This window comes from Streptomyces fodineus, from assembly GCF_001735805.1.
Taxonomy (GTDB): Bacteria; Actinomycetota; Actinomycetes; order Streptomycetales; family Streptomycetaceae; genus Streptomyces; species Streptomyces fodineus.
On sequence record NZ_CP017248.1, the window covers coordinates 891,410 to 916,342 of the forward strand.

General features: G+C 72.7%; 25 protein-coding genes. 11 read left to right on the top strand and 14 right to left on the bottom strand.

Features of this window, described 5'->3' with window-relative positions; genetic code table 11:
* Positions 1 to 84 precede the first annotated feature (84 nt).
* Positions 85 to 2,529, bottom strand: a complete 2,445-nt coding sequence (locus BFF78_RS42590; RefSeq protein ID WP_227025698.1) for a ricin-type beta-trefoil lectin domain protein — start codon at positions 2,527 to 2,529, stop codon at positions 85 to 87.
* Positions 2,530 to 2,749: 220 nt separating this feature from the next.
* A complete protein-coding gene (locus BFF78_RS03905) occupies positions 2,750 to 3,649 on the bottom strand; it encodes a helix-turn-helix domain-containing protein (protein ID WP_069776963.1) in 900 nt (299 codons plus the stop codon).
* Positions 3,650 to 3,714: 65 nt separating this feature from the next.
* Between BFF78_RS03905 and BFF78_RS03910 the strand changes: the two genes are divergently transcribed.
* Complete coding sequence (locus BFF78_RS03910) at positions 3,715 to 4,524, top strand: phytanoyl-CoA dioxygenase family protein (RefSeq protein WP_069776964.1); 810 nt, start codon at positions 3,715 to 3,717, stop codon at positions 4,522 to 4,524.
* 24 nt (positions 4,525 to 4,548) lie between these two features.
* Here the strand turns inward: BFF78_RS03910 and BFF78_RS03915 are convergent, their stop codons facing one another.
* Positions 4,549 to 5,517: an aldo/keto reductase gene (locus BFF78_RS03915; protein WP_069776965.1), complete on the bottom strand. Its 969-nt coding sequence runs from the start codon at positions 5,515 to 5,517 to the stop codon at positions 4,549 to 4,551.
* Positions 5,518 to 5,655: 138 nt separating this feature from the next.
* Here BFF78_RS03915 and BFF78_RS03920 point away from each other — a divergent pair, with 138 nt between their 5' ends.
* On the top strand, positions 5,656 to 6,534 hold the full coding sequence (locus BFF78_RS03920; RefSeq protein ID WP_069776966.1) for an endo alpha-1,4 polygalactosaminidase: 879 nt from the start codon (positions 5,656 to 5,658) through the stop codon (positions 6,532 to 6,534).
* 149 nt (positions 6,535 to 6,683) lie between these two features.
* Positions 6,684 to 7,541, top strand: a complete 858-nt coding sequence (locus BFF78_RS03925; protein ID WP_069776967.1) for a hypothetical protein — start codon at positions 6,684 to 6,686, stop codon at positions 7,539 to 7,541.
* On the opposite strand, the gene BFF78_RS03930 is transcribed toward BFF78_RS03925, so the two are convergent.
* On the bottom strand, positions 7,538 to 8,062 hold the full coding sequence (locus tag BFF78_RS03930; protein ID WP_069776968.1) for a flavoprotein: 525 nt from the start codon (positions 8,060 to 8,062) through the stop codon (positions 7,538 to 7,540). The genes BFF78_RS03925 and BFF78_RS03930 overlap by 4 nt on opposite strands.
* Before the next feature lie 41 nt (positions 8,063 to 8,103).
* Entirely contained in the window at positions 8,104 to 8,562 is a 459-nt protein-coding gene (locus BFF78_RS03935; RefSeq protein ID WP_069776969.1) for a nuclear transport factor 2 family protein, read from the bottom strand.
* Positions 8,563 to 8,698: 136 nt separating this feature from the next.
* Here BFF78_RS03935 and BFF78_RS03940 point away from each other — a divergent pair, with 136 nt between their 5' ends.
* The gene (locus BFF78_RS03940; RefSeq protein WP_069783366.1) at positions 8,699 to 9,286 is read left to right on the top strand and encodes a TetR/AcrR family transcriptional regulator; all 588 of its coding nucleotides are present in this window, start codon (positions 8,699 to 8,701) and stop codon (positions 9,284 to 9,286) included.
* On the opposite strand, the gene BFF78_RS03945 is transcribed toward BFF78_RS03940, so the two are convergent.
* The 3 genes from BFF78_RS03945 to BFF78_RS03955 form a co-directional block, all read right to left on the bottom strand.
* On the bottom strand, positions 9,261 to 9,461 hold the full coding sequence (locus BFF78_RS03945; RefSeq protein WP_069776970.1) for a ferredoxin: 201 nt from the start codon (positions 9,459 to 9,461) through the stop codon (positions 9,261 to 9,263). The two genes, BFF78_RS03940 and BFF78_RS03945, sit on opposite strands and share 26 nt — an antisense overlap.
* A 12-nt stretch (positions 9,462 to 9,473) precedes the next feature.
* A complete protein-coding gene (locus tag BFF78_RS03950; protein ID WP_069776971.1) occupies positions 9,474 to 10,703 on the bottom strand; it encodes a cytochrome P450 in 1,230 nt (409 codons plus the stop codon).
* A 166-nt stretch (positions 10,704 to 10,869) separates the two neighbouring features.
* Positions 10,870 to 11,295 carry a nuclear transport factor 2 family protein gene (locus BFF78_RS03955; RefSeq protein ID WP_227025699.1) on the bottom strand — a complete coding sequence of 142 codons (426 nt, stop codon included), beginning with the start codon at positions 11,293 to 11,295 and terminating at the stop codon, positions 10,870 to 10,872.
* Between the two features lie 104 nt (positions 11,296 to 11,399).
* Between BFF78_RS03955 and BFF78_RS03960 the strand changes: the two genes are divergently transcribed.
* A complete protein-coding gene (locus BFF78_RS03960) occupies positions 11,400 to 11,849 on the top strand; it encodes a nitroreductase family deazaflavin-dependent oxidoreductase (RefSeq protein ID WP_069776972.1) in 450 nt (149 codons plus the stop codon).
* Between the two features lie 89 nt (positions 11,850 to 11,938).
* Here BFF78_RS03960 and BFF78_RS03965 read toward each other — a convergent pair whose 3' ends face one another.
* Positions 11,939 to 13,006 carry a cation diffusion facilitator family transporter gene (locus tag BFF78_RS03965; protein ID WP_069776973.1) on the bottom strand — a complete coding sequence of 356 codons (1,068 nt, stop codon included), beginning with the start codon at positions 13,004 to 13,006 and terminating at the stop codon, positions 11,939 to 11,941.
* A 115-nt stretch (positions 13,007 to 13,121) separates the two neighbouring features.
* On the opposite strand from BFF78_RS03965, the gene BFF78_RS03970 reads away from it, so the two are divergent.
* Together BFF78_RS03970 and BFF78_RS03975 are read left to right on the top strand one after the other, a co-directional pair.
* On the top strand, positions 13,122 to 14,138 hold the full coding sequence (locus BFF78_RS03970) for a glutathione S-transferase family protein (protein WP_069776974.1): 1,017 nt from the start codon (positions 13,122 to 13,124) through the stop codon (positions 14,136 to 14,138).
* Between the two features lie 28 nt (positions 14,139 to 14,166).
* Positions 14,167 to 14,472: a DUF4235 domain-containing protein gene (locus BFF78_RS03975; protein ID WP_069776975.1), complete on the top strand. Its 306-nt coding sequence runs from the start codon at positions 14,167 to 14,169 to the stop codon at positions 14,470 to 14,472.
* Between the two features lie 79 nt (positions 14,473 to 14,551).
* On the opposite strand, the gene BFF78_RS03980 is transcribed toward BFF78_RS03975, so the two are convergent.
* Both BFF78_RS03980 and BFF78_RS03985 read right to left on the bottom strand, forming a co-directional pair.
* On the bottom strand, positions 14,552 to 15,013 hold the full coding sequence (locus BFF78_RS03980) for a pyridoxamine 5'-phosphate oxidase family protein (protein WP_069776976.1): 462 nt from the start codon (positions 15,011 to 15,013) through the stop codon (positions 14,552 to 14,554).
* Positions 15,014 to 15,057: 44 nt separating this feature from the next.
* Positions 15,058 to 15,777 (bottom strand): TetR/AcrR family transcriptional regulator, encoded by a 720-nt coding sequence (locus BFF78_RS03985; RefSeq protein WP_069776977.1) that lies wholly within the window; start codon positions 15,775 to 15,777, stop codon positions 15,058 to 15,060.
* Between the two features lie 123 nt (positions 15,778 to 15,900).
* On the opposite strand from BFF78_RS03985, the gene BFF78_RS03990 reads away from it, so the two are divergent.
* On the top strand, positions 15,901 to 17,403 hold the full coding sequence (locus BFF78_RS03990) for an APC family permease (protein WP_069776978.1): 1,503 nt from the start codon (positions 15,901 to 15,903) through the stop codon (positions 17,401 to 17,403).
* Positions 17,404 to 17,421: 18 nt separating this feature from the next.
* Positions 17,422 to 19,047: an amidohydrolase gene (locus tag BFF78_RS03995; protein WP_069776979.1), complete on the top strand. Its 1,626-nt coding sequence runs from the start codon at positions 17,422 to 17,424 to the stop codon at positions 19,045 to 19,047.
* Positions 19,048 to 19,092: 45 nt separating this feature from the next.
* On the opposite strand, the gene BFF78_RS49505 is transcribed toward BFF78_RS03995, so the two are convergent.
* On the bottom strand, positions 19,093 to 20,061 hold the full coding sequence (locus tag BFF78_RS49505) for a GlxA family transcriptional regulator (RefSeq protein ID WP_069776980.1): 969 nt from the start codon (positions 20,059 to 20,061) through the stop codon (positions 19,093 to 19,095).
* Between the two features lie 71 nt (positions 20,062 to 20,132).
* Here BFF78_RS49505 and BFF78_RS04005 point away from each other — a divergent pair, with 71 nt between their 5' ends.
* Both BFF78_RS04005 and BFF78_RS04010 read left to right on the top strand, forming a co-directional pair.
* The gene (locus tag BFF78_RS04005) at positions 20,133 to 21,083 is read left to right on the top strand and encodes an NADP-dependent oxidoreductase (RefSeq protein WP_193433405.1); all 951 of its coding nucleotides are present in this window, start codon (positions 20,133 to 20,135) and stop codon (positions 21,081 to 21,083) included.
* Positions 21,084 to 21,226: 143 nt separating this feature from the next.
* Positions 21,227 to 21,607 carry an anti-sigma factor antagonist gene (locus BFF78_RS04010; RefSeq protein WP_069776982.1) on the top strand — a complete coding sequence of 127 codons (381 nt, stop codon included), beginning with the start codon at positions 21,227 to 21,229 and terminating at the stop codon, positions 21,605 to 21,607.
* A 32-nt stretch (positions 21,608 to 21,639) separates the two neighbouring features.
* Here BFF78_RS04010 and BFF78_RS04015 read toward each other — a convergent pair whose 3' ends face one another.
* Together BFF78_RS04015 and BFF78_RS04020 are read right to left on the bottom strand one after the other, a co-directional pair.
* Positions 21,640 to 22,587 carry a ribose-phosphate diphosphokinase gene (locus BFF78_RS04015; RefSeq protein WP_069776983.1) on the bottom strand — a complete coding sequence of 316 codons (948 nt, stop codon included), beginning with the start codon at positions 22,585 to 22,587 and terminating at the stop codon, positions 21,640 to 21,642.
* A gap of 40 nt (positions 22,588 to 22,627) precedes the next feature.
* The gene (locus tag BFF78_RS04020) at positions 22,628 to 24,925 is read right to left on the bottom strand and encodes an ArnT family glycosyltransferase (protein ID WP_069776984.1); all 2,298 of its coding nucleotides are present in this window, start codon (positions 24,923 to 24,925) and stop codon (positions 22,628 to 22,630) included.
* Positions 24,926 to 24,933 lie beyond the last annotated feature (8 nt).

The window sequence follows — 24,933 nt, forward strand, 5'->3', positions numbered from 1 at the left end:
AAGGACCCGCCCTGAACGCCCCCACCCTGCCCGGTGCTGCGGGGCCCGGCACGATTCCCTCACCACCGCCGCGCCGCCCCCGAGTCAGCGGTGGCGCCGCCCGCCGCCTCCGTAGCCCCCGCCACCCCAGCCGTCTCCTCCGCAGTAGTACGGATACGCGGAGCAGGGGTCGGCCGTGGCCGACGGCGTGGGTCCGGGGCCGGACTCGGTCGCTGTCGGAGGCGGGCTCGGGTCCGGGGTCCGCGGCGAGGTCCGGGAGGTCCTGGGGGTGGGTGTCGCCTCGGGAGTCGTACGGCGTGAAGTGGCGCTCGGTGACGTGGCGTTGTCGCTGTCCCAGTTGACGTTCTGCATCCGCAGGTCGGGCTTGGCGGTGTCGAGGGCCCAGCGCTGGGCGTCGCCGGGGGCGCGGATCTTGAGAACCAGGGCGCCGGAGCCGTCGGTGGCGGCCGGGGTGAGGGCCAGTTCCTGGTTCCAGCGGGGTATCAGGGCGCCCTGGAGGGTGAAGTCGTAGCGGATGTTCCTGCCGGCCGTGCCGGTGGCCGAGCAGGGGGCGAGGCGGACCGAGTAGCCGAGGTGGGAGTCCAGGCACAGATCGGGCGCGGCGGAGCTGCGCAGCAGCCCGTCGGTCTCGTACGTCCACTGCTGGCTCGGTGTCGCGTCGCACGGGGCGAGTTCGGTCTCGGCGCCCTCGACGGCCTTCTTGCCCACGACGCCGACGCACAGTCCGGAGGCCAGGTTGTGCAGCCGGCCGCGCACGGGGCCCTGGCCCCCCGCGTGAGCACCGGCCCAGGAAGCGCCGGGACTTGGGGCGTCCTTGCCCGGCCCCGGGGACGCGCCACCCGCCGGTTCCGTTCCGTCGCCCGAGCCGAGCACCGACCACAGCACCAGGGGCAGCACGACCAGACCGCCGACGGTGACGACGGCCAGGGCGAGATTGCGCCGCCGGGCACGACGGGCACGAGCGGCACGCTGGGCCGACCGGCCGGAGGGGACGGTCTCGGCAGGGTCGCCCGACCTTCCGCCGACGGCGGCCTTGACGGCGGAGGCGGAGGCGGAGGCGGAGGTGCGGCGGGGCGTGGGCCCGGGGGCGCTGTCCCAGCTCGTGAACCCGGCGGCGCCCTCCGGGCGCGTGGACCCGGGGGTGTCGTCCCGGCTCGTGAACTCGGCGGAGCTGTCCCGGCTCGTGAACCCGGGCGTACCTTCCCAGCTCGTGAACTCGGGGCTACCGTCCGGGCTCGTGAACTCGGCGGAGCTGTCCCGGCTCGTGAACCCGGGCGTACCTTCCCAGCTCGTGAACTCGGGGCTACCGTCCGGGCTCGTGAACTCGGCGGAGCTGTCCCGGCTCGTGAACCCCGGCGTACCATCCGGGCTCGTAAGCCCGCCGGAGGTGTCCCGGCGCGTAAGCCCGGGAGTGCCGTCCGGGCTCGTAAGCCCGGCGGAGCCATCCCAGCCGCCCGCCTCGGCGGAGCCGTCCCAGCCCCCCGCCTCGGCGAAACCGCTCCCGTCTGGCGCCTCGGCGGGTTCGTCCCGGCCCCCGAACTCGTCGCGCCCGCCCGAGCCGCGGCGGCGCCCGGGCCCAGCAGGACCACCGCTGCCCGTCGAGCCGGCGGAACCGTCCCGGCGCACGGGCTCGGCCGAACCGCCCCGGCCCGGCGGCTCGACGGGCAGGAAGGGCTCGCCGAATGGTGGTGTGGCGACGGTGTCGGGCTGTGGGGCCGGTTCGGCCGACTGCTCGGGGCGGTTCGCCCGGGAGTCCAGGTAGGCGCGGGCGCCCCAGCCGAGGACCGCCTCGGCGAGGGCGAGCCCAAGTCCCGTGTTGAAGGCGGCGAGTTGCTCGGCGGTCCGGCTGCAGTGGCCGCAACCACTCAGGTGTTGGCTCAGATCCGGGTCGACGTCGACGCCACCGCGCCGGAACGTCACGTCGAGCATGCGCAGATAGCGCCGGCACTCGGTCTCGGGGGCGAGTTCGCGGTGGACCTGGAGGCATTCCTCGCGCAGCCGTTCCCGGGCCCGCTGGAGCTCGACTCGGGCGTCCTCCTGGTCCAGGCCGAGCAGCGCCGCGGGTACGGCGAGCGGTTCGGCCTCGACCTCGGTGTGCCAGAGCACGGCACGGGAGGCCTGGGGCACGCGCTGGAAGGCGCGGGACAGCTGTCGCCGGCCGGGCGGCGGCAGCAGCCGGGCGGCGGCGCGCTCGCCGGTGGCGGCGGACCGCAGCGCCGGGTGGAGGAGTTCCTGCCGGCCGTCGGTGTCCCACTCGGCCGCGATCCGGCGGACGGCGACCAGCACATGGGGCCGCCAGGCGGCGGTCGGGCCCGTCTGCCGGAGCGACTCACCGAAGAGGCGGGTGAAGGCGGCGGTGGTGAGCATGCCGGCGGCGCGCGTCCCGTCCGTGCACAACCGGGCGTAGGCGAAGGCCGCTTCCCAGTGCCGGTCGAGGAGTTCGCCGACGGGATGAAGTGCGGGCGACCCTCCGGTCCACTTCTTCAGCTCGGCACTCAGTTGCTCGTCCGACGGGCCTGCCTCATTCACGACTGCATTCCTCCAGACGTGATACGGAATTAGTCCATACCAAGCAGTATGGAAAGGTGGTGGGCTGCTCGAACGTCCACCTGAGGCGGCTCTTTTGAAGCGTGGGGGTGTACGGGGAGCGACCTGGCGCATACAGCGGGAATGCGTTGTGCCTGCGCGCGACAGCGCACACTTTTGCACAGCCCCGCACAGACGAACAAGGGATCTTACTTTCTTCCCGCTATCGCCGTTCGCCCGTCCGGTATGCGCCGGGCGGCACTCCGTAGCGTTCCCGGAAGACCCGGCTGAAGTGGAAGGGGCTGCCGAATCCGGAGGCCGCGGCCACCCGTTCCACCGTCAGGTCGGTGGCCTCCAGCAGCCGGGCCGCGTGCCGCAGCCGGGCCTCGCGCAGGGCCCGCATCGGGGACCGGCCGGTGCGGAGGGTGAACAGGTGCGCGAAACGCGACGGGGACAGCGCGACGCTCCCGGCGAGGGAGCGGACGGTGTGCGGGGCGCCCGGGTCGGCGGCGATCAGCTCCTCCGCGCGGCGCACCCGGGCGTCGTCATCCGGGGCGGACAGCGGTGCTCGGGCGCCGCCGACGGCGAGCAGGACGACCTCCTCCAGTGCGCACCGGGCGAGTTCCCGCGCCAGGCTGCCGTGCGCCACGGCCACCGGGTCCGGCTCGCGCGGCGCGCTGTCGGCCGGTCCGCGGGCGTCGGCGAGCATCCGGCCGAACGCCGCGTCGATCCGGCCGTACAGGGCGCCGGGAACGGACGGCACGGCGTACAGGCCGTCGGACACGGCGTAGGGGCCGAGCCAGGGTGTCCAGGACGGGCGGGCCTGGCAGTGCGCCCACCAGAAGCGCCAGCGCTCGGCGCCGGGCGCCACGGTGTAGCGGTGGGAGGTACCCGGTGCCAGCACCACCAGCTCCCCGGCACCGGCGCGGGTCCGGGCCGCGCCCTGCCGGAGCAGACCGCAGCCGCCGAGGGTGAAGGTGAACAGCCAGCTGTCCGAGCCCCGGGGCCGGTTCACGCCGTAGCCCGGCCCCTGGTCGTAGCGGCCGGTCACCACGACACCGGGCGGCGGGGACGGGTCGCCGGCGGCAGCCGTCAAAGGCAGGTCGTCAGCATGCACAGGCATCCTCCCGTCGGGCGCTGCGGCCTAGCGTGGCGGACGAGTGACCACCGGATGCCGGGAGCGGACACATGACAGCCAGGGACTACGGCGCCATCCTGCCCGAGGAGCTGCGGCAGCGGTTCGAGGAGGATGGATTCACCGTCGTACGGGGGCTGTTCGGCCGGTCCGAGACCGAGCGGCTGTGCGCCGCGTTCGCCGCGCTGCACGCGGCCGGTCCGGTGCCGGGACACTTCGAGCCCCGCCCGGCGGACCCGGATCCGCTGCGCCGGTTTCCCCGTGTGATGCAGCCGCACGAATTCAGCCCGGTGGCACGGGAGTTCCTGCTCGACGCCCGGCTGCGGGCCGTGCTGGAGGCGCTGTTCGGCGAGGAGGTGCTGGCCGCGCAGAGCATGTTCTACTTCAAGCCGCCGGGTGCGCGCGGGCAGGCGCTGCACCAGGACAACTTCTATCTCCGGGTCGAGCCGGGCACCTGTGTGGCGGCGTGGCTGGCCTGCGAGCCGATCGACCGGGACAACGGCGGTCTCGAGGTCGTCCCGGGCACCCACCGCATGGACCTGTTCTGTCCCGAACTCGCCGACGAGCGGCTGTCGTTCGCCCGCGAGTACGTTCCGCCTCCGGCTGGGCTGACCCCGGTGCCGGTGGATCTGGCACCGGGCGACGTGCTGTTCTTCAACGGCAGCCTGGTGCACGGCTCCGGGCCCAATCGCACGGCCGACCGGTTCCGGCGGTCGTTCATCGGGCACTACGTCGGCCGGTCGGCCGAGCGGATCGGGGCGTATTACCGGACGCTCACCATGTCCGGTGAGCGAGTGCCGCTGGCACGGAGCGAGGGGGCGGGTCCGTGCGGCACGGAGTTTTCGCCGCACGGACCGCACTGAGTACTTCGCGGGATTCGTCGTGATTCAGTGGCCGCTGATCGCCCGTGGTGTGTAGGGCTGCTCCAGTTCCTCGATCTCCTTCTCGGTCAGCGCCAGCTCCACGGCCGCCGCCGCGTCCTCGATGTGGTGGGGCTTGGCGGCGCCCACGATCGGGGCCGCCACCGTGTTCTGGTGGAGCAGCCAGGACAGGGCCACCTGGGCGCGGGGCACGCCCCGGTCGCCCGCGATGCGGGTGACGGCCTCGACGATCGAGCGGTCGCTCTCCAGGTACAGACGGCTGCCGAAGTTGTCGTTCGCGCTGCGCTCGGTGATTGTGCCCCAGTCGCGGGTGAGCCGGCCCCGGGCGAGCGGGCTCCACGGCAGTACGCCGACGCCCTGGTCCGCGCAGAGCGGCAGCATCTCCCGCTCCTCCTCGCGGTAGAGCAGGTTGTAGTGGTTCTGCATGGCCACGAACTTCGTCCAGCCGTGCCGCTCCGCCGTGTACTGCAGCTTGGAGAACTCCCAGGCGTACATCGAACTCGCCCCGATGTAGCGGACCTTGCCCGCCTTGACCAGGTCGTGCAGCGCCTCCATCGTCTCCTCGGCCGGAGTCGCGTGGTCGTAGCGGTGGATCTGGTAGAGGTCGACGTAGTCGGTGCCGAGGCGGCGCAGGCTGTGGTCGATCTCGGTCATGATGTTCTTGCGGGACAGCCCGGCGCCGTTCGGGCCCGGCCGCATCCGGCCGTTCACCTTGGTGGCCAGCACGATCTCGTCGCGGTTGGCGAAGTCGCCAAGGGCCTTGCCGACGATCTCCTCGCTGGTGCCGTCGGAGTAGATGTTGGCGGTGTCGAAGAAGTTGATGCCCGCCTCCAGCGCCTGCCGGATGAGCGGGCGGGACGCCTCCTCGTCGAGGGTCCACTCGTGGACGCCGCGGTCGGGCAGGCCGTAGGTCATGCAGCCCAGACAGATCCGCGACACGTCCAGGCCCGTCGAACCGAGCTTCACGTACTGCATCGTTGCTGCTCCTGCCTTCGGGACGATGGTCGGGAATGAGCCTACGACGTGGTCCGGCACCGACTTGACGGCCGCGGCGCGCGGGCGATTTGATCCTGGCACGGCCGCGCCGCCCGGCGTGGGCAGGATGGAGCAGACTTGCCCCCCAAGGGTGTTTTCCGCACCGCGCGTTCCCGAAGGCCCGCGGGCGCCCTGGCTGCGGCCCTGGTCATCACCCTTTCGGCGCTGGCCGGCTGCGATGCGGGGGGCTCCGGCGGCTCGGGCGGTTCCGGGGACAAGGCGGCAGGCGGCTCGGCGAAGCCCGCCGCGGTGCGGCTGCCCCCGCGGGCGGCCGGGTTCGACTACCAGATCGGTGGTGCCTATCCCCCGCCGAAGGGCGTGCGGATCGTCAGCCGCGACCGCGCCGACTCCGCCGCGCCCGGGCTGTACAACATCTGCTACGTCAATGCCTTCCAGGCGCAGCCCGAGGAGCGCTCCTCCTGGCCGGCCGGCCTGCTGCTGCGCGACGCCCGCGGCAAGGCCGTCATCGACGAGGACTGGAACGAGGCCCTGCTCGACCTGCGGACCCCGGCCAAGCGGGAGCGGGTGGCACGGCGCGTGAACCAGTGGATCGACGGCTGCGCGAACAAGGGCTTCGACGCCGTCGAGCCGGACAACTACGACAGCTACGCCCGTTCCCGGCATCTGCTCACCGCGGCCGACGCGACTGCCTTCATGACCCTGCTGTCCCGGCACGCGCATGCCCGGCACCTGGCCGTCGCGCAGAAGAACACCGCCGAACTCGCCGGTGTGCGCGGGCGGGCCGGGCTGGACTTCGCGGTGGCGGAGGAGTGCGGGCAGTACGGCGAGTGCGGGGTGTTCGCCAAGGCGTTCGACGACCGGGTGGTGGACATCGAGTACACCGACGCCGGGTTGCGCTCGGCGCTCGCCCACTGGGGCGGGCGGCTGAGCATCGTGCGGCGGGACCGGGATGTGTCCACGCCGGGGAGCAAGGGGTACGTGCGCAAAGTTCGGTAGCGGGGGCCGGGCGCTTCCCTTCAGGGCGTTGTATTGGTGCCCCTAGGTGACCGTCCGGCGTGGGATGCGGTGGATCGTCGTACCGTCGGCTCATCCTCGGCGCAGGCGACCGGCATCCGGCCGGTCTCGGCCGCCCGGAGGAAAACGCGGTGCCGACTCGTCCCACCCTTCTGAAAACCCTGGCCGGAGCAGCACTGCTGCCGCTGGCCCTCGTCACCCCCGCCTGTGGACAATCCGTTGCCGCATCGGTCGCGGCGCCCGAGACCCCGGCGACGCTGTGCGCGCCCGCCGGCACGCTGCGCGGTGCGCACGGTGAGACGGCCGAGGTCAGCCTGTGCGCGGACACCGGATCCCCGAGATTCAACATCACGGCCCCGGCCACCTGCCGGATCGGACGCACCCGGGTCCAGTACGCCTGTCGCACCGAGGGCAGTTGGAAGGCCGCCCGGGCCGGCAAGACCTTCGGCAACGGGACACTGCCCGGCTCGGGCCTGTACCCGGGTCCGGGCACCTACGACCTCACGGCCACCGTGCGCGTACGCTCGACGCCCGCGGGTGTCGACCTGAAGGGTACGGTGCGGGCCACGGTGTCGCTGACCGCACCGAAGGCGAAGCAGACGCACGTCGTCACCGTCGACAAGAGCGTGCTGCGCCGCAATGCCACGACCACCGTGACCTACACGATCCGCCGGGACAGTGACGACGGCGACGGCAACGCGCGGCTGGGGATGATCGGCCAGGAGGGCACCGGTCTGCAGATCAGCACGGCCGACAAGCGCTGCGTCAACCCGCTGGTGGGCCGGTACCCGGCGAAGACCCGGGTGGCGCACTCGCTGGACTGCACGGTGACCGAGTTGCAGCCCGGCCACCCGGAGACGCTGAAGGTGAGTTTCACCGTCGGGGCGAAGTGCTCCACGGTGGTGTCGAAGCTCGGCTACTGGGTGCCCAAGGGCCAGGACATGTTCACCGGGAACATGCTGGCGGGGCCGACGCTGACCTGCCGCTAGAGCAGATCCAGCGCCCGCTCCCAGGTGAGGTCCGGCCGGCCGCCGCCCGGCCGGGCCTCACCCGTGTACGGGTCGCCGAAGCGGACACCCATGCCGCGCAGCCGGGCCAGGCTGTCCTGGTAGGCGGGATGGGCGGCCAGCGCATCGGCGACGCAGGGCAGGACGGCGATCGGTATGCCCAGGCCCGCGGCCTCGCACAGGGTGCCGAGCGCGAGGGTGTCGGCGATGCCGGCCGCCCACTTGTTGACGGTGTTGAAGGTGGCGGGTGCGACCACGACGGCGTCCGGCGGCGGGAAGGGCCGGGGGTCGGCCGGGGTGCGCCAGGCCGATCTGACGGGGCGTCCCGTCTGCACCTCCACGGCCTCGCTGTCGAAGAAGCCGCCCATCGCGACCGGCGTGGCGATGACGCCGACCTCCCAGTCCCGTTCCTGGGCGGCGGTGATCAGCTTGCTGACGCCCGCGGCGACCCCGGCCGCGCAGACGACGACGTACAGGAAGGGCTTCTGGGCCTGTTCGGTCATCCCGGAACCCTACTGAACGGCAGCCCTGCTGAACGCGAACCCTACTGAAGCGGGAAGGACTGCCCTCGCTCGGTCTCGGGGCGCGGTCCGTGGATGCGGCGTTCCTTCTCCTCGATGGGTACGTCGTTGATGCTGGCCTCCCGCCGGGTCATCAGGCCGTGCTCGTCGAACTCCCACAGTTCGTTGCCGTAGGAGCGCCACCACTGGCCGTCGGCGTCGTGGCACTCGTACTGGAAGCGGACGGCGATGCGGTTGCCGTCGAAGGCCCACAGGTCCTTGCGCAGCGCGTAGTCCAGTTCGCGCTGCCACTTGGCGGTCAGGAACGCGGCGATCGCGGCGCGGCCGGTGACGAAGGTGCCGCGGTTGCGCCAGACCGAGTCCTCGGAGTAGGCGAGCGCGACCTTGTGCGGGTCGCGGGTGTTCCAGGCGTCCTCGGCGGCCTGGACCTTCTGGGCGGCGGTCTCGTGGGTGAACGGCGGCAGGGGCGGGCGGTCGGCCATGGTGTCCTCCTGGGCTCGCACAGCAGTGGAGAACGAGCGTTCTCCAGGTGGCTGCTACGGTAGGAGAACGCACGTTCTCCCGTCAAGGAACGCCAGGAAGCGTCACGGACCGCATCGAGGAGTGATGGTGTCGCCGATGGACAGCGCCACCGCCCGGGACAGGGCGCTCGACGCCGCCGAGGAGCTGTTCTACGCCCGCGGTGTGCAGTCCGTGGGCATGGACGAACTGCGCGGCGCCTCGGGCGTCTCGCTCAAGCGGCTCTACCAGCTCTTCCCCGCCAAGGAACAGCTCGTGGCGGCTTATCTGGCGCGGCGGGACGAGCGCTGGCGGGCACGTCTCGCCGCGCACGTGGCACGGCAGGGGGACCCGCGGGAGCGGATCCCGGCCGTGTTCGACTGGTTGGAGGGCTGGTTCGGCGAGGCGGGCTTCCGCGGCTGCGCCTGGATCAACGCCTACGGCGAGCTGGGCGCCACCTCGGCCCTGGTCGCCGAGCAGGTGCGCGCCCACAAGGAGGCGTTCCGGGACTACCTCGCCTCGCTCGTGGCGCAGGCCGGTCTGCCCGCCGCGCTCGCCGGACCGCTGTTCCTGCTGGCCGAGGGGGCCATGGTCACGGCGGGCATCACCGGGAGCACGCGGCCGGCGGCCGAGGCCCGCGAGGCGGCGCGGGCGCTGGTGGCGGCCGCCGGCCCGGGCGGGCTCAGCCGGCCGGCTCCGTCACCGTGATCGCGCTGACCGGGCAGGCGCGGGCCGCCTCCCGGACCATCGGGTCGCCCGCGCCGTCCTCGCGTCCGGGCAGCAGGGTGCTGAAGCCGTCGTCGTCCTGGGTGAAGACGCCGGGTGCCGCGAGCGCGCACTGGCCGGCGCCGATACAGACGTCCTTGTCGATGTCGATGTGCATGAGCAGAGCCTCTTACCAGGTCACGGGGAGTTCCAGCATCCCCTGGATCGTGTCGCCGCGTTTGAAGCGGACCTCCTCGGCGGGGACGGCCATCCGCAGCCCCGGCAGCCGGGCCAGCAGGCTGCCCAAGGCGATCTCCAGCTCGGCGCGGGCCAGGTTCTGGCCCAGGCACTGGTGGATCCCGAAGCCGAACGCCACGTGGTGGCGGGTGGGGCGATGGAAGTCCAGGGCGTCGGGGTCCTCGTACAGGGCGGGATCGCGGTTGATCACCGAGGTCGAGAAGAGCACGCCTTCGCCGGCGCGGATCGTGGTGCCGTCGACGTCGATGTCCTCCAGCGCCACCCGTTGCATGCCCTCCGCGATGGACAGCATGCGCATCAACTCCTCGACGGCGGCGGGCAGCAGCGCCGGGTCGGCGCGCAACTCGGCCAGCCGGGAGGGGTGCTGGAGCAGGGTGTAGGTGCCGAGGGAGATCATGTTGGCGGTCGTCTCGTGGCCCGCGACCAGCAGGATGACGGCCAGGGACACGAGTTCGGCGCGGTCCGGTGTGCCCTCGCGCAGCTGGTGCTGGACGAGCTCGTCGAGGATGTCGTCGCCCGGCTCCGCGTGCGCGGCCTTCTCGTCGATCAGCGCTCCGAGGTAGCCCTCCAGCTGGTCGCGGGCGTCCTGGGTGTCGGCCGCCGTCGGACCGCGCAGCAGCCGGCGGGACTGTTCCTCGAAGAACTCGTGGTCGGCGTACGGCACTCCGAGCAGGGCGCAGATCACCATCGACGGCACGGGCAGCGCGAAGGCGGAGACCAGCTCGGCGGGCGGTCCCTGCGCGATCACGGCGTCCAGCAGCTCGTCCACGGTCCGCTGGATCCACGGCCGCAGTTCGGTCGCGCGCTTGACGGTGAACGACGGGATCATCATCCGCCGCTGCCGGTTGTGTTCGGGGTCGTCCATCCCGAGCAGGGCCACCCGGCGGTCGCGGACGCCCGCGAAACGCTCGGTGGGCACGGGGAAGCCCGGATGGCGGCGGTCGGAGGACAGGCGGGGGTCGGCGAGCAGGGCGCGGGCGGTGGCATGGGCGGTGACGGCCCAGACCTCGCGGCCGTCGAACAGGGTGACGCGGGACAGGGCGCGCCCGTCGCGCAGCGGCTGGTATCCGGTGGGCGGGTGGTAGGGGCAGGTGCGGTCCTGCGGGAAGGCGACGGGGGCGGCCTGGTGCGCGGGGCCGGGGAAATCCGTCAGTTCCGTCATGGAAGACCTCGCAGACGAAGAAGTGCGTCGTGCCGATCTTCATTAGATGCCTCGGGCATCTATGGGTCGATGCGAAGTTCGGCCACTTCGGTGATCCGGGTGATCTGGCCGAAGAGGAGGGGTCGGAGGGGCGGATTCCGGCCGCGGCGCGGTACGCGTCCACCGGTCACGGCAGCCGACGGCTCCCACCGGACGGGGCGAAGGCCCGCGCGACGGACGGACTGTCCTCGTACACATGGTGCCGCACGACGAGACCGCCCCGCACGGTGAGATGCAGCGCGAACCGGGCGGCGTAGGCGCGGCCGGTCGGTGCGGCCGCCTGCCGGACGACGCCGGGCACGACCGCGGCCTCGCCGTCGACCAGGATCCGCTCGACACGGGTGTCCGCCCGCTCCCGCACGTGATGAGCGGTCGGCGCCCGGACGTGTGCGGCGGCGTCGGCGCGGGTGGAGCGGTGCCGGATCCACGGGGTGTCGACGCGGCCGTGCTCGTCCTCCGGCCGGTCGAGGTCGACTCCTTGCACGGGTGGCCGGCCGGGACGCGGGTCACTGTGCCGCGCGTGCCGGTGCGCCGCGATGACCCGCGAGGTCATCACCCTCTCGGCCCACGTCGTCCGCGGTACGGATGATTCGCGGTGCGGCCGGTGTTGAATTCCGGTGGCAGACAGCTGTTGGACCGACGAAGGGGACGGATCCCATGCCTCTTGAGGGCGAGTACGAGCCCAGCCCGGCGCAGTGGGTACGCGAGCAGGTCGAGCTGTACGAGAGCTCCGGCGGGACGAAGGGCACGACGCTGATGGACACCGGGCTGCCGGTCGTCGTGCTGACCACCAGGGGCGCGAGGAGCGGGAAGATCCGCAAGACGCCGCTGATGCGGGTGGAGCACGAGGGGACGTACGCGGTGGTCGCCTCGCAGGGCGGCGCGCCCAACCACCCGGTCTGGTACTTCAACGTCACCTCCGATCCGCATGTCGAGCTGCAGGACGGGCCGGTCAAGCAGGACATGAGGGCCCGTGAGGTCACCGGCGAGGAGAAGGCCCGGTGGTGGGAGCGGGCCGTCGCCGCGTACCCGCCGTACGCCGACTACCAGAAGAAGACCTCGCGGGAGATCCCGGTGTTCGTGCTGGAGCGCGTCGACCAGGGCTGACGAGAGCTGATTCGCGCCGGGTACCGGCGGGATTCAGAAAAATCTGCGCGGGGCAGGTGTGAGCCCGTCCCGGGGCGGGCACGCGTGCGTCAGGCCCCGCCGCGTTCCCCCGTCGCGGCGGGGCTTTCTCCTGCCTCGCCCGCCGGCCGGTCGGTCACGTCGAGGAAGATCTGGTCGGCCGCGGGGAACCTCTGGGCCAGGGACCGCTTGATGCGCACGGCGACCTCCTCCACCCGCTCGCTGTCCAGGCCCGGCACCAGGTCGATGCGGGCGGCCACCAGGGTGGAGTCGAGCCCCATCTTCATCGTGAACAGCGCCTCCACGCTGTCGATCTCCGGCTGGTCCTGAAGCAGCGAGTGGATCCTGCCGCTCAGCTCCGGGTCGGCGGCCTCGCCGATGAGCTGGTCGCGGGCGTCACGGCCCAGCCGGTAGGCGACGTACACCAGCAGGACGCCGATGGCCAGCGAGGCGGACGCCTCCCACACCACCTGCCCGGTCGCCATGTGCAGGCCCATCCCGGCGAGCGCGAGCGTCACACCGAGCACCGCCGTGCCGTCCTCGGCGATGACGGTGCGCAGCGCCGGGTCGCGCACGGCGCCGGGGCCGCCGCCCTGCCGGCGCGCCTGGTGCAGGGCTCGCAGCAGCGAGGCGCCCTCGGCGACGAGGGCGACGCCCAGCACGATCAGGCCCGCGACATAGCCGCTGAACGTCTCCTCGGTGCCCTGGCGCAGCGCCTCGGCGCCCTGGAAGAACGAGAAGCAGCCGCCCATGACGAAGATGCCGACGGCGGCGAGGAGGGACCAGAAGAAGCGTTCCTTGCCGTAGCCGAAGGGGTGCCGTCGGTCCGCGGGGCGGCGGCTGCGGCGCAGCGCGGCCAGCAGGAACACCTCGTTGAGGCTGTCCGCGACGGAGTGCGCGGCCTCCGACAGCAGCGCCGGCGAGCCCGCGAGGACACCGCCGACGGCCTTGGCGACCGCGATCACCAGGTTGGCGGCGAGCGCCACCAGGACGGTGACCCTGGTGTGCCGGTCGGCCCCCGAGCCCGTGACAGGCGCCCCACGGCGCCTCTCGCCGTCGTCCGCGGCGGGCGTGGCGGCCGTCCCGGCGTCCGCGGCCGTCCGTGCGGCCCGCCGCCGTTCCGAGGATGTCCCGCTCACCTAACGCCGACTGCCCCCGAGGAGTCGGATCACACCGTGCGGGCGGCGGAAAACGGGGAACGCAGGGCCCAGAGGCAGCAGGCGGCCGGGAGGCGGCAGGCGGCGAGGAGGAGTCATGGGCGGCGACGGAAACCGTGCCTACGGGCACAAGACGTTCACCCGGTCCAGGAGCCACTTCACGGACCGGATCACCGCCGACGGCCGGGACGGCTGGCCGGTGGAGGCGGGCCGTTACCGGCTGGTGGTCTCGCGCGCCTGTCCATGGGCGAGCCGGGCGGTGATCTCGCGCCGGCTGCTGGGCCTGGAGGACGCGCTGCCGATGGCGGTCGCGGATCCGATCCAGGACGACCGCAGCTGGCGGTTCACACTGGACCCGGACGGCCGGGACCCGGTGCTCGGCATCCGCTTCCTGAGCGAGGCCTACGACCGGCGCGAGACCGGCTACCCGGGCGGGGTCAGCGTTCCCGCGGTCGTCGACGTCCCCAGCGGACGGCTGGTCACCAACGACTACCAGCGGCTCACCCTGGACCTGGCCACCGAGTGGACTGCCCTGCACCGCACCGGCGCGCCCGACCTGTATCCGGCCGGCCGGCGCGAGGAGATCGACCAGGTGATGGCCGAGGTGTACGAGGACGTGAACAACGGCGTGTACCAGGCCGGGTTCGCCCCGCGGCAGAAGGAGTACGAGGAGGCGTGCGCGGGCGTCTTCCGGCGGCTGGAACTGCTCGCCGAGCGGCTGGCGGGACAGCGGTATCTGGTCGGCGACACCCTCACGGAAGCGGACATCCGGCTGTTCACCACGCTGGTCCGGTTCGACGCCGTCTACCACGGGCACTTCAAGTGCAACCGCTGGAAGCTGGCGGAGAACCCGGTGCTGTGGGCGTACGCCCGGGACCTGTTCCAGACACCCGGGTTCGGTGACACGGTCGACTTCGACCACATCAAGCGGCACTACTACCAGGTGCACACCGGTATCAACCCCACCGGCATCGTGCCCCTCGGCCCCGATCTGGCCGGCTGGCGGAGTCCGCACCACCGCGAGGAGCTGGGCGGGCGGCCGTTCGGGGACGGTACGGCGCCGGGGCCGGTCCCTGCTGGCGAACGGGTGGCCGCCGAGGGGCGTGCCGTGTGAGGGCCGTTCGACGAGGAAGGAGTCACACATGGCCAAGAAAAAGAAGAAAAAGCTTCCCTTCGTCTACCAGCCGATCGGTTTCGTGCTCAGCTGGGCGGGTGGCGCGTTGGCCGGCATCGCCTTCCAGAAGGCGTGGATGGTGCTCCGGCACGAGGAGGAGGCCCCCGATGCGCTGGACCAGGACCGGGGGTGGGGAGAGATTCTGCTGGCCGCGGCGGTGCAGGGGGCGATCTTCGCTGTCGTGCAGAGCGCGGTTCATCGCGCGGGGGCGCGGGCCATCGCCCGGTCCACCGGGGTTTGGCCCGTGGCCTCCAAGAAGGGGGGCGTTGATTGAGCCGCCGAGCCGCCGCCGGGGTGCGGGCCACGCGCGGGTGCGGGTGTGTCGTGGTTGCTCGCGCCCTTCCCCGCGCCCCTTACGGGGCGATCCACCGCCCGTTGCGCATCAGCTCCCTGCCGCTCAGCTCGTTCGCCTCGCGCCAGGCCTGGACCCGTTGCGGGAGGATCCTGAAGTACAGGTAGCGGGTGGAGAGTTGGCGGGGGTCGAAGCCGGTCTTGCCGGCGAAGACCTCGGCGTCCTCCTCGGGGAGGTCCTCCGGGGTCACCGACTGGACGGTGCCCTCGATCATGACGACGTCCCGCGTGGGGCCGAGGCCGAGGCGGGCCCGGCCGGTGGCCACGAGATTGCGGCCGGTGGGGCTCTCGGCCGGGGTGGCGATCAGCAGGGTGGCGCCGTCCCAGACGAAGGACAGCGGGACGAGGTAGGGGACGCCGCCGTCGGAGTCGGCGGTGGCGACCCAGACGTCCACGTCGTTCTCCAGCCGGTGGAGGGTGTCCTTGGTGCGCTCTGCGGGGGTGCGGGCGGGCGGTGGGGTCATGGCGTACGGCCTCCTCGGGATACGGGTCCCGTCCAGTGTGGCCGTCAGCCCCGGGTCCCCGCACGAATGTGATCAAGGCGTGTCCGGGCGGCCGACAGGAGCAGGTCGAGAGCGGCCGGGTAGGAGCTGGAGCGCATGGTGGCCACCAGATGGGGCGCGGTGGCCGCGATGTGCGGGTGGGTGTCGGCGGGCAGCCGGCCGTAGGTGCCGCGCCACACCTGCGCCTCGGCCTCGCGCGCGGCCCGCGGCAGGGCGGTGCCCGCGGAGTCCAGGGCGCCGAAGGCGAGGGCCTGGTCGACGAAGGCGTGGTAGATCCGTACCGCCTCCGGGTCCGGGAAACCGGCCCGGCGCAGCACGCCGAGGATGCTCTCCACGGCCTGGATCTCGTGGCCGCGCCCGGTGACGCGGTGGGCGCTGAGCATGGCCGCCCGGGGGTGCCTGAGGGCGCCGGCGTGCATGCGCAGGCCCAGATCGCGCAGGTCGGCCGTCCAGTCGCCGGTGGGCCGCCAGGTGCGCAGGGTCTGGCCGATCAGCTCGTCGGCGATGGCCAGCATCAGGTCGTCGGTGTGCCGGAAGTACCGGTAGAGGGAACTGGGATCGGCGCCCAGGGCCCGGCCGAGGCGGCGCACGGAGAGCGCGTCGGCGCCGTGCTCCTCGATCAGCCGCAGGGCGGTGGCGACGATCAGCTCCTCGGACAGCACGACGCCCTGTTTGGTGGGGCGGCGGCGCTGCCGGGCGGCGGGCGGGACGACGCGGTCGGTCATGGGGCCTCCCTGGACGTGCCCGGCACCTTACGACAACACCGTTGACCTGTTAAGGCCCCCGGCAGTTTCATGTCCGGTCACCGGGGCCGTCCGGGGCCCCGCGGTGCGAGCGGAGAACCGGCCATGAGCGACAGACCCCTCGGCGTGGATCCCCCTGCGCGGCCCGAGCTGCGCAAGTCCCTGAGCGTGGTGGACGGCGTCGCCGTCGCCGCCTCCAGTACGGCCGCGACGACCAGCATCGGCATCGGGCTGGGCGTGACCGCGGGGGTGGTCGGCCCGCATCTGCCGGCCATCATGCTGCTGGCGTTCCTGCCCGTCCTCGGCATCGCCGGGGCGTACTCACGGCTGAACGGGGTGGAGCCGAACGCGGGCAACGGCTATGTGTGGGTGGGGCGTTCACTCAGCCCCTGGCTCGGCTTCATGGTCGGCTGGGTGAACTTCGTGGCGAGCGTCGCCTTCCTCGCCTACACCACGGCGGTCACCGGATCGGCGCTGCTGCAGCTGGCCGGGGAGGCGGGGCTGCACCGGATCGGCTCGCTCGGCCTCGATCCGGGCTCGACCGCGCAGACGACGGCGGTCGGGATCGTCGCCCTGGTCGCGGTCACCCTGACCGCCGTGACCGGGGTCCGCACGGCGGCCCGGCTGCAGACCGGGCTGCTGGTCTTCGAGTACGTCGTCCTGCTCGGGTTCTGCGGCTACGGCATCGTCACCGGACCGCACTCCTTCAGCCTCTCCTGGTTCGACCCGTTCTCGATCCCCTCGGCGACCGCGCTGGCGCAGGGCCTGCTGCTGTCGGTGTTCTGCTACTGGGGCTTCGAGGCGGCGTTCACCGTCAACGAGGAGGTGCGCGATCCCCGGGACGCCTCCCGGGCCGGGACGATCACTCTGGTGACGATGCTCGGACTGTTCCTGCTCGGCTCGCTCGCCTTCCAACGGGTGCTGTCCCAGGGGGAGTTGGCCGGTCATGGGGCGCAGGGGCTCGCGTACTACGGGGACCGGCTGGCCGACCGGCCGCTGGCCGCGCTGCCGCTGGTCGCCCTGATGTTCTCGGCGGTGGCCTCGCTGCAGGCCGGGGTCATCCCTACGGCACGCGGGATGTTCGCGATGAGCCGGGACCGTACCCTCGGGCCCGTGTGGTCCAAGGTCAGCACCCGGTACGGGACACCGGCGGCCGGGACGCTGCTGATCGGGGCGCTGGCCGTCGTGGTGGCGGCGGGCGCGCTGGTGATCCCGCGCCTCGCCGACATGATCGACGCGATCGTGAACGCGGTCGGCATCGTCGTCGCCCTGTCCTACGCGCTCACCGCGCTGGCGGCCGCCGTACGGTTCCGCTCGCTGCTGCGGGACGACTGGTGGCAGGGTGTCCGGGCGGTGGTGCTGCCCACGCTCAGCGCGCTCGCCCTGCTGGGCCTCGGCGGCTACCTCGGCTGGTCCTTCTACGACTCCGCCGACCATCTCGAACTCCGGGCGGACAACGGCTGGTTCCTGCTGCTCATGCCGGTCGCGATGATCGTCTCCGGGTTCGTGGTCGCCGTCTGGGCCAAGTGGGTGCGCAGGTCGCCGTACTTCCGCACCGGCGCGGGCACCGACGCGGACTCGCCCGAGCTGCTCACCACCTCCAACTGACCCACCAGGAAAGGCATCATGCACGCTGATCTGCTGTTCACCGGCGGCCCCGTTCTCACCCCCGAGGGCCGCAGCGCGACCGCCGTCGCCGTCACCGGGGGCCGTATCACCGCGGTGGGCGGGGACGAACTGCGCGAGCTGGCCGGGCCGGGCACGGAGGTGGTCGAGCTCGCCGGGCGGCTGCTGCTGCCCGGTTTCCAGGACGCGCACATCCATCCGGTGCCGGCGGGCCTGGAGCTGGCCCAGTGCGATCTGTCGGGCCGGGCGACGGCCGCGGAGACGGTGGCCGCCGTACGCGCGTACGCCGACACCCATCCGGAGCGGGAGTGGATCCTGGGCGGCGGGTGGTCGATGGAGGCGTTCGCGGGCGGTACGCCGACCAAGGAGCTGCTGGACGCGGTCGTACCGGACCGGCCGGTGTACCTGCCCAACCGGGATCACCACGGCGCCTGGGTCAACAGCCGGGCACTTCAGCTCGCCGGCGTCGGCCGGGACACGCCCGACCCGGCCGACGGGCGGATCGAGCGGGACGCCTCCGGGGAGCCGAGCGGCACGCTCCAGGAGGGCGCGATGCAGCTGGTCGGCCGGCTCACCCCGCCCGCCACACCGGCCGACCGGCTGGCCGCACTGCTGCACGCCCAGCGGCATCTGCACGCGCTCGGCATCACCGCCTGGCAGGACGCCCTGATCGGCGACTTCCTCGGCATGGACGACCCGGCCGAGGCGTATCTGACGGCGGCGCGGGACGGCTCGCTCACCGCGCGGGTGCGGGGGGCGCTGTGGTGGGACCGGGAGCGCGGGGCCGAGCAGATCCCCGAACTGGCGGAGAAGCGGGCGGCGTTGAGCCACGGCCGGTTCCGGGCGGGCACGGTGAAGCTGATGCTGGACGGGGTCGCCGAGAACGGCACGGCCGCGCTGCTCGACCCGTATCTCGACCGGTGCGGGTGCGCGACCGCCAACCGCGGCAAGAGCTTCATCGATCCGGCACAACTCCCCGCGTACGTCACGGAGTTGGACGCCCTCGGCTTCCAGTGCCACTTCCACGCGCTGGGCGACCGCGCCGTACGCGACGCGCTGGACGCCGTCGAGGCGGCCCGTGCCGCGAACGGGCCGAGCGACACCCGCCCGCACCTCGCCCACCTCCAGGTCGTCCACCCGGACGACGTGCCCCGCTTCGCCCGGCTCGGCGCCACCGCGAACATCCAGCCGCTGTGGGCCGCGCACGAGCCGCAGATGGACGAGCTGACGATCCCCTTCCTCGGACCCGAACGGGCCGCCTGGCAGTACCCGTTCGGCGCCCTGCTGCGCTCCGGCGCCCGGCTGGCGGCGGGCAGCGACTGGCCGGTGAGCAGCCCCGATCCGCTCCAGGGCATCCATGTCGCGGTCAACCGGGTCGAGCCGGGCGGCACCGGACCGGTGTTCCTGCCGCAGGAGCGGCTCGCTCTCGCGGACGCGCTGACGGCGTACACGGCCGGGGCGGCGTACGTGAACCATCTGGACGACACCGGCCGGGTGGCCGTCGGCGCGCTCGCCGATCTGGTGGTGCTGGACCGCGATCCGTTCGCCGGGCCGCCGGAGGCGATCGCGGAGACGGCGGTGGCGTTCACCTACGTGGGGGGTGAGCGGGTGTACGCCGCCGAGTGAGTGCGTGGGCGGCCGACCGGGTCCGCCCCGGTCGGCCGGAATGGTTCAGCGGGTCTGCTGGAACGTGCGCCGGTACGCCTGCGGGGACACCCCGATCGCCGCGTGCAGGTGCTGGCGCAGCGAGGCGCCGGTGGCGAAGCCGACCTCGGCGGCGATCCGGTCGACCGGCAGGTCGCTGGCCTCCAGCAGATGCCGGGCGCGGGCGACGCGCTGCTGGATCAGCCAGCGGCCGGGGCTGAGGCCGACCTCGTCGGTGAAGCGGCGGGCGAAGGTGCGCAGGCTCATCCGGGCGTGGCCGGCGAGGTCGGTCAGGGTGAGCGGCTCGTCCAGGCGCGCCAGGGCCCAGGCGCGGGTCGCGGCCGTGCTCGCCGCGCCGCTGACGGGGACCGGCTGCTCGATGTACTGGGCCTGACCGCCGTCCCGGAACGGCGGGACGACACAGCGGCGGGCCACGGAGTTGGCCAGCTCACTGCCGTGGTCGGTGCGGACGATGTGCAGGCAGATGTCCACACCGGAGGCGGCGCCGGCCGAGGTGAGCATCCGGCCGTCGGCGACGAAGAGGACGTCCGGGTCGAGGTCCACCTTCGGGAACCGGCGGCGGAACACGTCGGCCACCTGCCAGTGCGTGGTGGCGCGGCGGCCGTCGAGCAGTCCGGCCTCGGCGAGCACGAACGCGGCCGTACAGATCGAGACGATCCGTGCGTCCGGGCGGATCCGGGCGAGGGCCGCGGCGACCGTGTCCGGCAGCTCGGCGGGGATGTACGCGGGCGGCATCGAGGTGATCACCACCGTGTCCGCCGTCTCGAGGAGCTCCGGGCCGTGCTCGACACCGATCGTGAAGTCGGCGTTGGTGCGCACCGGACGGCCGTCGACCGTGCAGGTCAGCACCTCGTAACGGCCGTCGGCGGCGCCGAGGATACGGCTGGGGATGCCCAGCTCGAAGGGGTAGGCGCCGTCGAGGGCCAGAACGGCCACCCGTTCGGGATGCGGCTTGGTCTTCGGTGTGCCACGCATGGCACGATCCTATCGAAGCTTGGCAATCATGCCATTTCCCGGGCGGGCCGACCCCGGCAGGCTGGGTGCCCATGAGCGATGTGAACACGATGCGAGCCATCAGCCAGGACGTCCTCGGCGGTCCCGAGGTCTTGAGGGAAGTACGGGTGGAACGGCCGCAGCCGGGCCCCAACCAGGTGCTGGTCCGGGTGCGGGCCGCCGGGGTCAACCCCACCGACTGGAAGCACCGGGCCACCGGCGGCTTCCTGGGCGAGCCGCCGTTCGTCCTCGGCTGGGACGTCTCCGGCGAGGTCGCCGAGACCGGGGTCGGCGTGGTCGCCTTCGAGCCCGGCGACGAGGTCTTCGGCATGCTGCCCTACCCGTACGGCCACGGCTCGCACGCCGAGTATGTGATCGCCCCGGTCCGCGCCCTGACGCACAAGCCGGCCTCGATCGACCACGCCCAGGCGGGCGCGCTGCCGCTGGTCTCGCTGACCGCCTGGCAGGCGCTGACCGAGCACGCGGACGTACGGCCCGGGCAGCGGGTGCTGATCCACGCGGCGGCGGGCGGTGTCGGGCACATGGCCGTGCAGATCGCCAAGGCGCGCGGCGCGTATGTGATCGGCACGGCGAGTGCGGGCAAGCACGACTTCCTGCGGGAGATCGGCGTGGACGAGCCGATCGACTACCGGACGACCGAGGTCACCGATGCGGTGCGGGACGTCGACGTGGTGCTGGACACGCTCGGCGGGGACACGTCCGTCGAGTCGCTGAAGGTGCTGCGGCCGGGTGGTGTCGTGGTGTCGATCCTGCCCCTGGGCTCGACGGAGTTCTACGAGGAGGCCGACCGGCTCGGCGTACGTGCCGTGCGCATGCTGGTGGACGCCGACCGGGCGGGGATGGAGGCGATCACGGAGCTGGTGAAGTCGGGGAAGCTGAAGGCGACGATCGCCGGGGCCTTCCCCCTGGCGGACGCGGCGAAGGCGCATGAAGAGGGCGACACGGGACGGACGACCGGGAAGCTGGTCCTTCTGGTCGACTGACCGGTTGTTTGAGCGCGGTTACCGGACGGCAACCGCCAAACTCGAAGACATATGTCAATCGAACATGCTCAAATTCCTTCCATCAAGGGTAACTTGACGATCGGGAGACCGACGTCCGGGCGCGGGTGGGAGGTGAAGCCGTCGTGCGGGACGAGCCTGCATCACTCACCCGTCACCTCCGTGTGTACGAGCACCGGGCTCACACGGTGCTGGAGTTGCGGGGCGAGATCGACCTGGTCTCGGCGACGGAGATCGGCCCGTCGCTGGACCGGGTCACCGGCCGGCCCGGCGCCCGCGTCGTCATCGACCTGCGGCCGGTCACGTTCTTCGACTGCTCGGGGCTGCGGCTGCTGTACCGGGCCCGTGCGCGGGTACTGGGCGGCGGCGGGCAGTTGCACCTGGTGTGCGCCCACCCGCTGACCCTGCGCGTCTTCCGGGTCACCGGTCTGTCCCGGCTGCTGCCCGCACAACCCACGCTGGACGCGGCCCTGGCCCGGTCCGAGGCCGCGTCCGGCTCACTGTGAGCGGGACTGGCGAACGCCTTCGCCGCTGCGCTCTACGAGTGCTCGAACAGGGCGCTCACCGATTCACCGTTGTGAATGCGCCGTACCGCCTCCGCGAGCGCCGGGGCGATGGAGAGCACCCGCAGCTTGTCGGTGTGCTCCTCCTCCGCGGGCACCGGCACGGTGTTGGTGCAGACGATCTCCAGTACGTCCGGCTGCTCGCTCAGCCGCTTCAGCGCGCCGGCCGCGAACAGCCCGTGCGTGCACGCCACCCGGACCGAACGGGCACCCAACTCCCGTAGTCGGCCGAGGAGTTCCAGCACGGTGCTGCCCTTGGCGATCTCGTCGTCCAGCACGATGACGTCCCGGCCGGTGACCTCGCCGATGACGGAGCTGATGCTCACCCGGTCGTCCGCGAACCGCTGTTTGGCGCCGGCCGCCACCTGGGCGCCGATGAGCCGGGCGAAGGCGGCGGCCTCCTTGGCGTTGCCGAGGTCCGGTGAGACGACGGTGGTGCGGGTCAGGTCGTACCGGCGAAAGTGCGCGGCGAGTTCGTGCAGCGCGTTCAGGTGGTCGACCGGCACCGAGAAGAAGCCGTGCACCTGCGGGGAGTGCAGGGTCATGGCGAGCACCCGGCTCGCGCCCGCCGCCACCAGCAGATCGGCGACCAGCCGGCCGCCGATGGAGATGCGCGGCGCGTCCTTCTTGTCCGAGCGGGCGTAGGAGTAGTGCGGCATCACCACGGTGATCCGGGCCGCGGAGGCGCCGCGGGCGGCGTCGCACATCAGCAGCAGTTCCACCAGGTGTTCCTGCACCGGCCGGACCAGCGGCTGGATCAGGAAGACGTCCCGTTCCCGGCAGTTCGCCTGAAGCTGCACCTCCAGGCAGTCGTTGGCGAACCGGCTGATCCGGGCCGGCCTGAGGGGTACGCCGAGATGGGCGCAGACCTCACGGGCCAGGTCCCGGTGGGCACTGCCGCTGAAGACGGCGATGTCTCGCACGATCCGCTCCTCGCCTGATCACTGCCGGGACGGGATCATGCTACCGACCGGGACCGCAGCGGTAGAGCGTCTGGGCCGTGCCCGTCGGCGCGGCGCCGGGTGCGGCCGTTCCGCCGTAGGCCGCGGCCGGGACCTCGGTGCAGGCGGACTCCACCCAGCGGGTGATCTGCGCGGCGGCCGTCCTCCCGGTGCCGGCGGTCGTCCCCATGGCGACGCCCCTCTCCTTGCCGGTGGTGCTCTCCGTTCCGGTGGGCCTCTTTGTGCCGGCGCTCGGGAAGCCCATGCCACGGCCGCCGCCCAGCAGTACGTACCGGACCTTGCCCGCGTCGACCAGCTGCCGGAACCGCTCTTCCGTGGGGTACGGCACGCGTCCGCTGAAGCCGCCGAGCGAGACGACGTGGGCGCCGGTCGCCAGGATGTACGGCGAGGCGGTGCTCCAGCCGCCGGTGACGAACGTGTAGGTGGCAGAGCCCTGGTGGGCTCGGGTGTAGTCGAGCAGCCGGCGCTGGTCCGCGGACAGGGTGCCGCTGTCGGCGGAACCCCGCAAGCCGCCCCGGCCGCCGTATCCGCTCAGGTCCGTGCCACGCGCGCCGTCGCGGGCCGCCCGGCCGGACCACCCGGGTCCCGGTCGTGCCGCTGAGAGGCCGCGGCCCGTGCCGGTCGGCCCGACCGTCCCCATGACGGAGGTGCGATAGGCCGGGTTGAAGACCTGTACGGCCCATGCGCTCGGCGCGAGGAGCAGAGCGGCCAGGGACGCGGCCGGCCCGGCGAGGGCGAGGCGTCCTCCGGCGCGCGGCCGGCCGGGCCGGGTCAGGAGGAGCAGCACGACGGCTGCGACGGCGAGCACGGCCACGGTGGGCGCCAGCCAGGGCACGAACGAGCGGAACTGCCCGGCGAGGTACGCGCCCCAGGCGGCCGTCGCCGCGACCGCGCCCGGCAGGACCCAGGCGCGGCGCCCGCCGGCCCGGTGCGCGCGCCACATCAGCACGGTCCCGGCGCCGGTGAGCGCGGCGAGCGGCACCGCGATCACGCCCATGTAGTAGGTGTGGCCGGCGACGCTGCCGGCGCTGAAGACCAGGAAGTACAGAGCGAGCCAGGCGGTCCACAGGATGTATCCGGCGCGCAGCCGGTCGGTGCGCGGCCGACCCCGGCACCACAGCAGTCCGCACACGGCGGCCACCGCGGCGAACGGGTACAACCAGCCGGTCTGCGAGGCGAGCGCCGTACCGAACATCTTCGACCAGCCGTCCTGGCCATCATCGAACCCTCCGGCGGCCTGTCGGCCGGTCTCCGCCCGGGCGGTCGTGGCCCGGTCGGCCGCCGTTCCGCCTGCGTCCCGGCCAAGCCGGCCGCCATGGGATCCGCGAGCACCGGCCTCGCCGAGGGCCTGTCCGGCGCCTGCCCCGCCGAAGGCCCGTGCGGTGCCGCCGTGGCCGCCTCCGCCGCCCTGGGTCGCGCTGACGCTGCCCGTGGCCGCCGCGCTGATGCCGAGCGAGGAGAAACGATTCAGGAAGTTGTAGCCGACCACCATGCTGAACGCGGAGTTGTTGGTGGTGCCATCCACGTACGGCCGGTCCTTGGCCGGGGTGAGGGTGACGGCCAGCATCCATGACGCCGACACGGCGGTCATCACCACGGCGGACACACCGAGGTGGACCAGGCGCCGCCGCAGCGTGAGCGGGGCCGACACCAGGTAGACCAGCGCGAGCGCCGGCAGTACGGCCCACGCCTCCAGCATCTTGGCCTGGAAACCGGCACCGACCCAGACACCGGCCAGCACCAGGGGGCGCAGCCGGCCGTCACGGGCCGCGCGCTGGGTGGCCTCGGCCGCCAGCAGCAGGCACAGCGTGAACGCGGGGTCCTCGACCGCGGTGCGGAACAACCCGACCGCCACCGGCGTCACGAGAAAGGCCGTGCAGGCGATCAGCGCCGCATGCGTCCCCGCCCAGCGGCGCACCACACGGTGCAGGACCAGCAGGCTTGCCACCCCCTCCAGGATCTGGGGCAGGACCAGCGTCCACGGATGGAATCCGAAAAGCCGTGCGGAGAGCGCCTGCGGCCACAGGAATCCCGGCAATTTGTCGAGCGTGATGGAATTCCCGGGGTCGAATGAGCCGTAGAAGAACGCCTTCCAGCTCTCGGTCATGCTGCGGGCGGCGCTCGCATAGAACGTGTGGTACAGGCTGTGGTCGATGCCCCAGCTGTAGAGAACGGCGGCGAGGACGGTGAGGAGCAGCAGCGCCGGCCGCGCGTACGCGGGCTCGCCCTCCGGTGATCGCCATGGTGGGCGACGGTCCGCACCGGTGGGCGGGGCTGCGTCGAGGACGTTCGTGGCCATGCGCAGCA

Bases quoted from the DNA above. Each gene is read 5' to 3' on its own strand.
- BFF78_RS03905 (WP_069776963.1), bottom strand. From the start codon at position 3,649: ATGCCTGTGCATGCTGACGACCTGCCTTTGACGGCTGCCGCCGGCGAC.
- BFF78_RS03910 (WP_069776964.1), top strand. From the start codon at position 3,715: ATGACAGCCAGGGACTACGGCGCCATCCTGCCCGAGGAGCTGCGGCAG.
- BFF78_RS03915 (WP_069776965.1), bottom strand. From the start codon at position 5,517: ATGCAGTACGTGAAGCTCGGTTCGACGGGCCTGGACGTGTCGCGGATC.
- BFF78_RS03930 (WP_069776968.1), bottom strand. From the start codon at position 8,062: ATGACCGAACAGGCCCAGAAGCCCTTCCTGTACGTCGTCGTCTGCGCG.
- BFF78_RS03935 (WP_069776969.1), bottom strand. From the start codon at position 8,562: ATGGCCGACCGCCCGCCCCTGCCGCCGTTCACCCACGAGACCGCCGCC.
- BFF78_RS03940 (WP_069783366.1), top strand. From the start codon at position 8,699: ATGGACAGCGCCACCGCCCGGGACAGGGCGCTCGACGCCGCCGAGGAG.
- BFF78_RS03945 (WP_069776970.1), bottom strand. From the start codon at position 9,461: ATGCACATCGACATCGACAAGGACGTCTGTATCGGCGCCGGCCAGTGC.
- BFF78_RS03950 (WP_069776971.1), bottom strand. From the start codon at position 10,703: ATGACGGAACTGACGGATTTCCCCGGCCCCGCGCACCAGGCCGCCCCC.
- BFF78_RS03955 (WP_227025699.1), bottom strand. From the start codon at position 11,295: ATGACCTCGCGGGTCATCGCGGCGCACCGGCACGCGCGGCACAGTGAC.
- BFF78_RS03960 (WP_069776972.1), top strand. From the start codon at position 11,400: ATGCCTCTTGAGGGCGAGTACGAGCCCAGCCCGGCGCAGTGGGTACGC.
- BFF78_RS03970 (WP_069776974.1), top strand. From the start codon at position 13,122: ATGGGCGGCGACGGAAACCGTGCCTACGGGCACAAGACGTTCACCCGG.
- BFF78_RS03975 (WP_069776975.1), top strand. From the start codon at position 14,167: ATGGCCAAGAAAAAGAAGAAAAAGCTTCCCTTCGTCTACCAGCCGATC.
- BFF78_RS03980 (WP_069776976.1), bottom strand. From the start codon at position 15,013: ATGACCCCACCGCCCGCCCGCACCCCCGCAGAGCGCACCAAGGACACC.
- BFF78_RS03985 (WP_069776977.1), bottom strand. From the start codon at position 15,777: ATGACCGACCGCGTCGTCCCGCCCGCCGCCCGGCAGCGCCGCCGCCCC.
- BFF78_RS03990 (WP_069776978.1), top strand. From the start codon at position 15,901: ATGAGCGACAGACCCCTCGGCGTGGATCCCCCTGCGCGGCCCGAGCTG.
- BFF78_RS03995 (WP_069776979.1), top strand. From the start codon at position 17,422: ATGCACGCTGATCTGCTGTTCACCGGCGGCCCCGTTCTCACCCCCGAG.
- BFF78_RS49505 (WP_069776980.1), bottom strand. From the start codon at position 20,061: ATGCGTGGCACACCGAAGACCAAGCCGCATCCCGAACGGGTGGCCGTT.
- BFF78_RS04005 (WP_193433405.1), top strand. From the start codon at position 20,133: ATGAGCGATGTGAACACGATGCGAGCCATCAGCCAGGACGTCCTCGGC.
- BFF78_RS04020 (WP_069776984.1), bottom strand. From the start codon at position 24,925: ATGGCCACGAACGTCCTCGACGCAGCCCCGCCCACCGGTGCGGACCGT.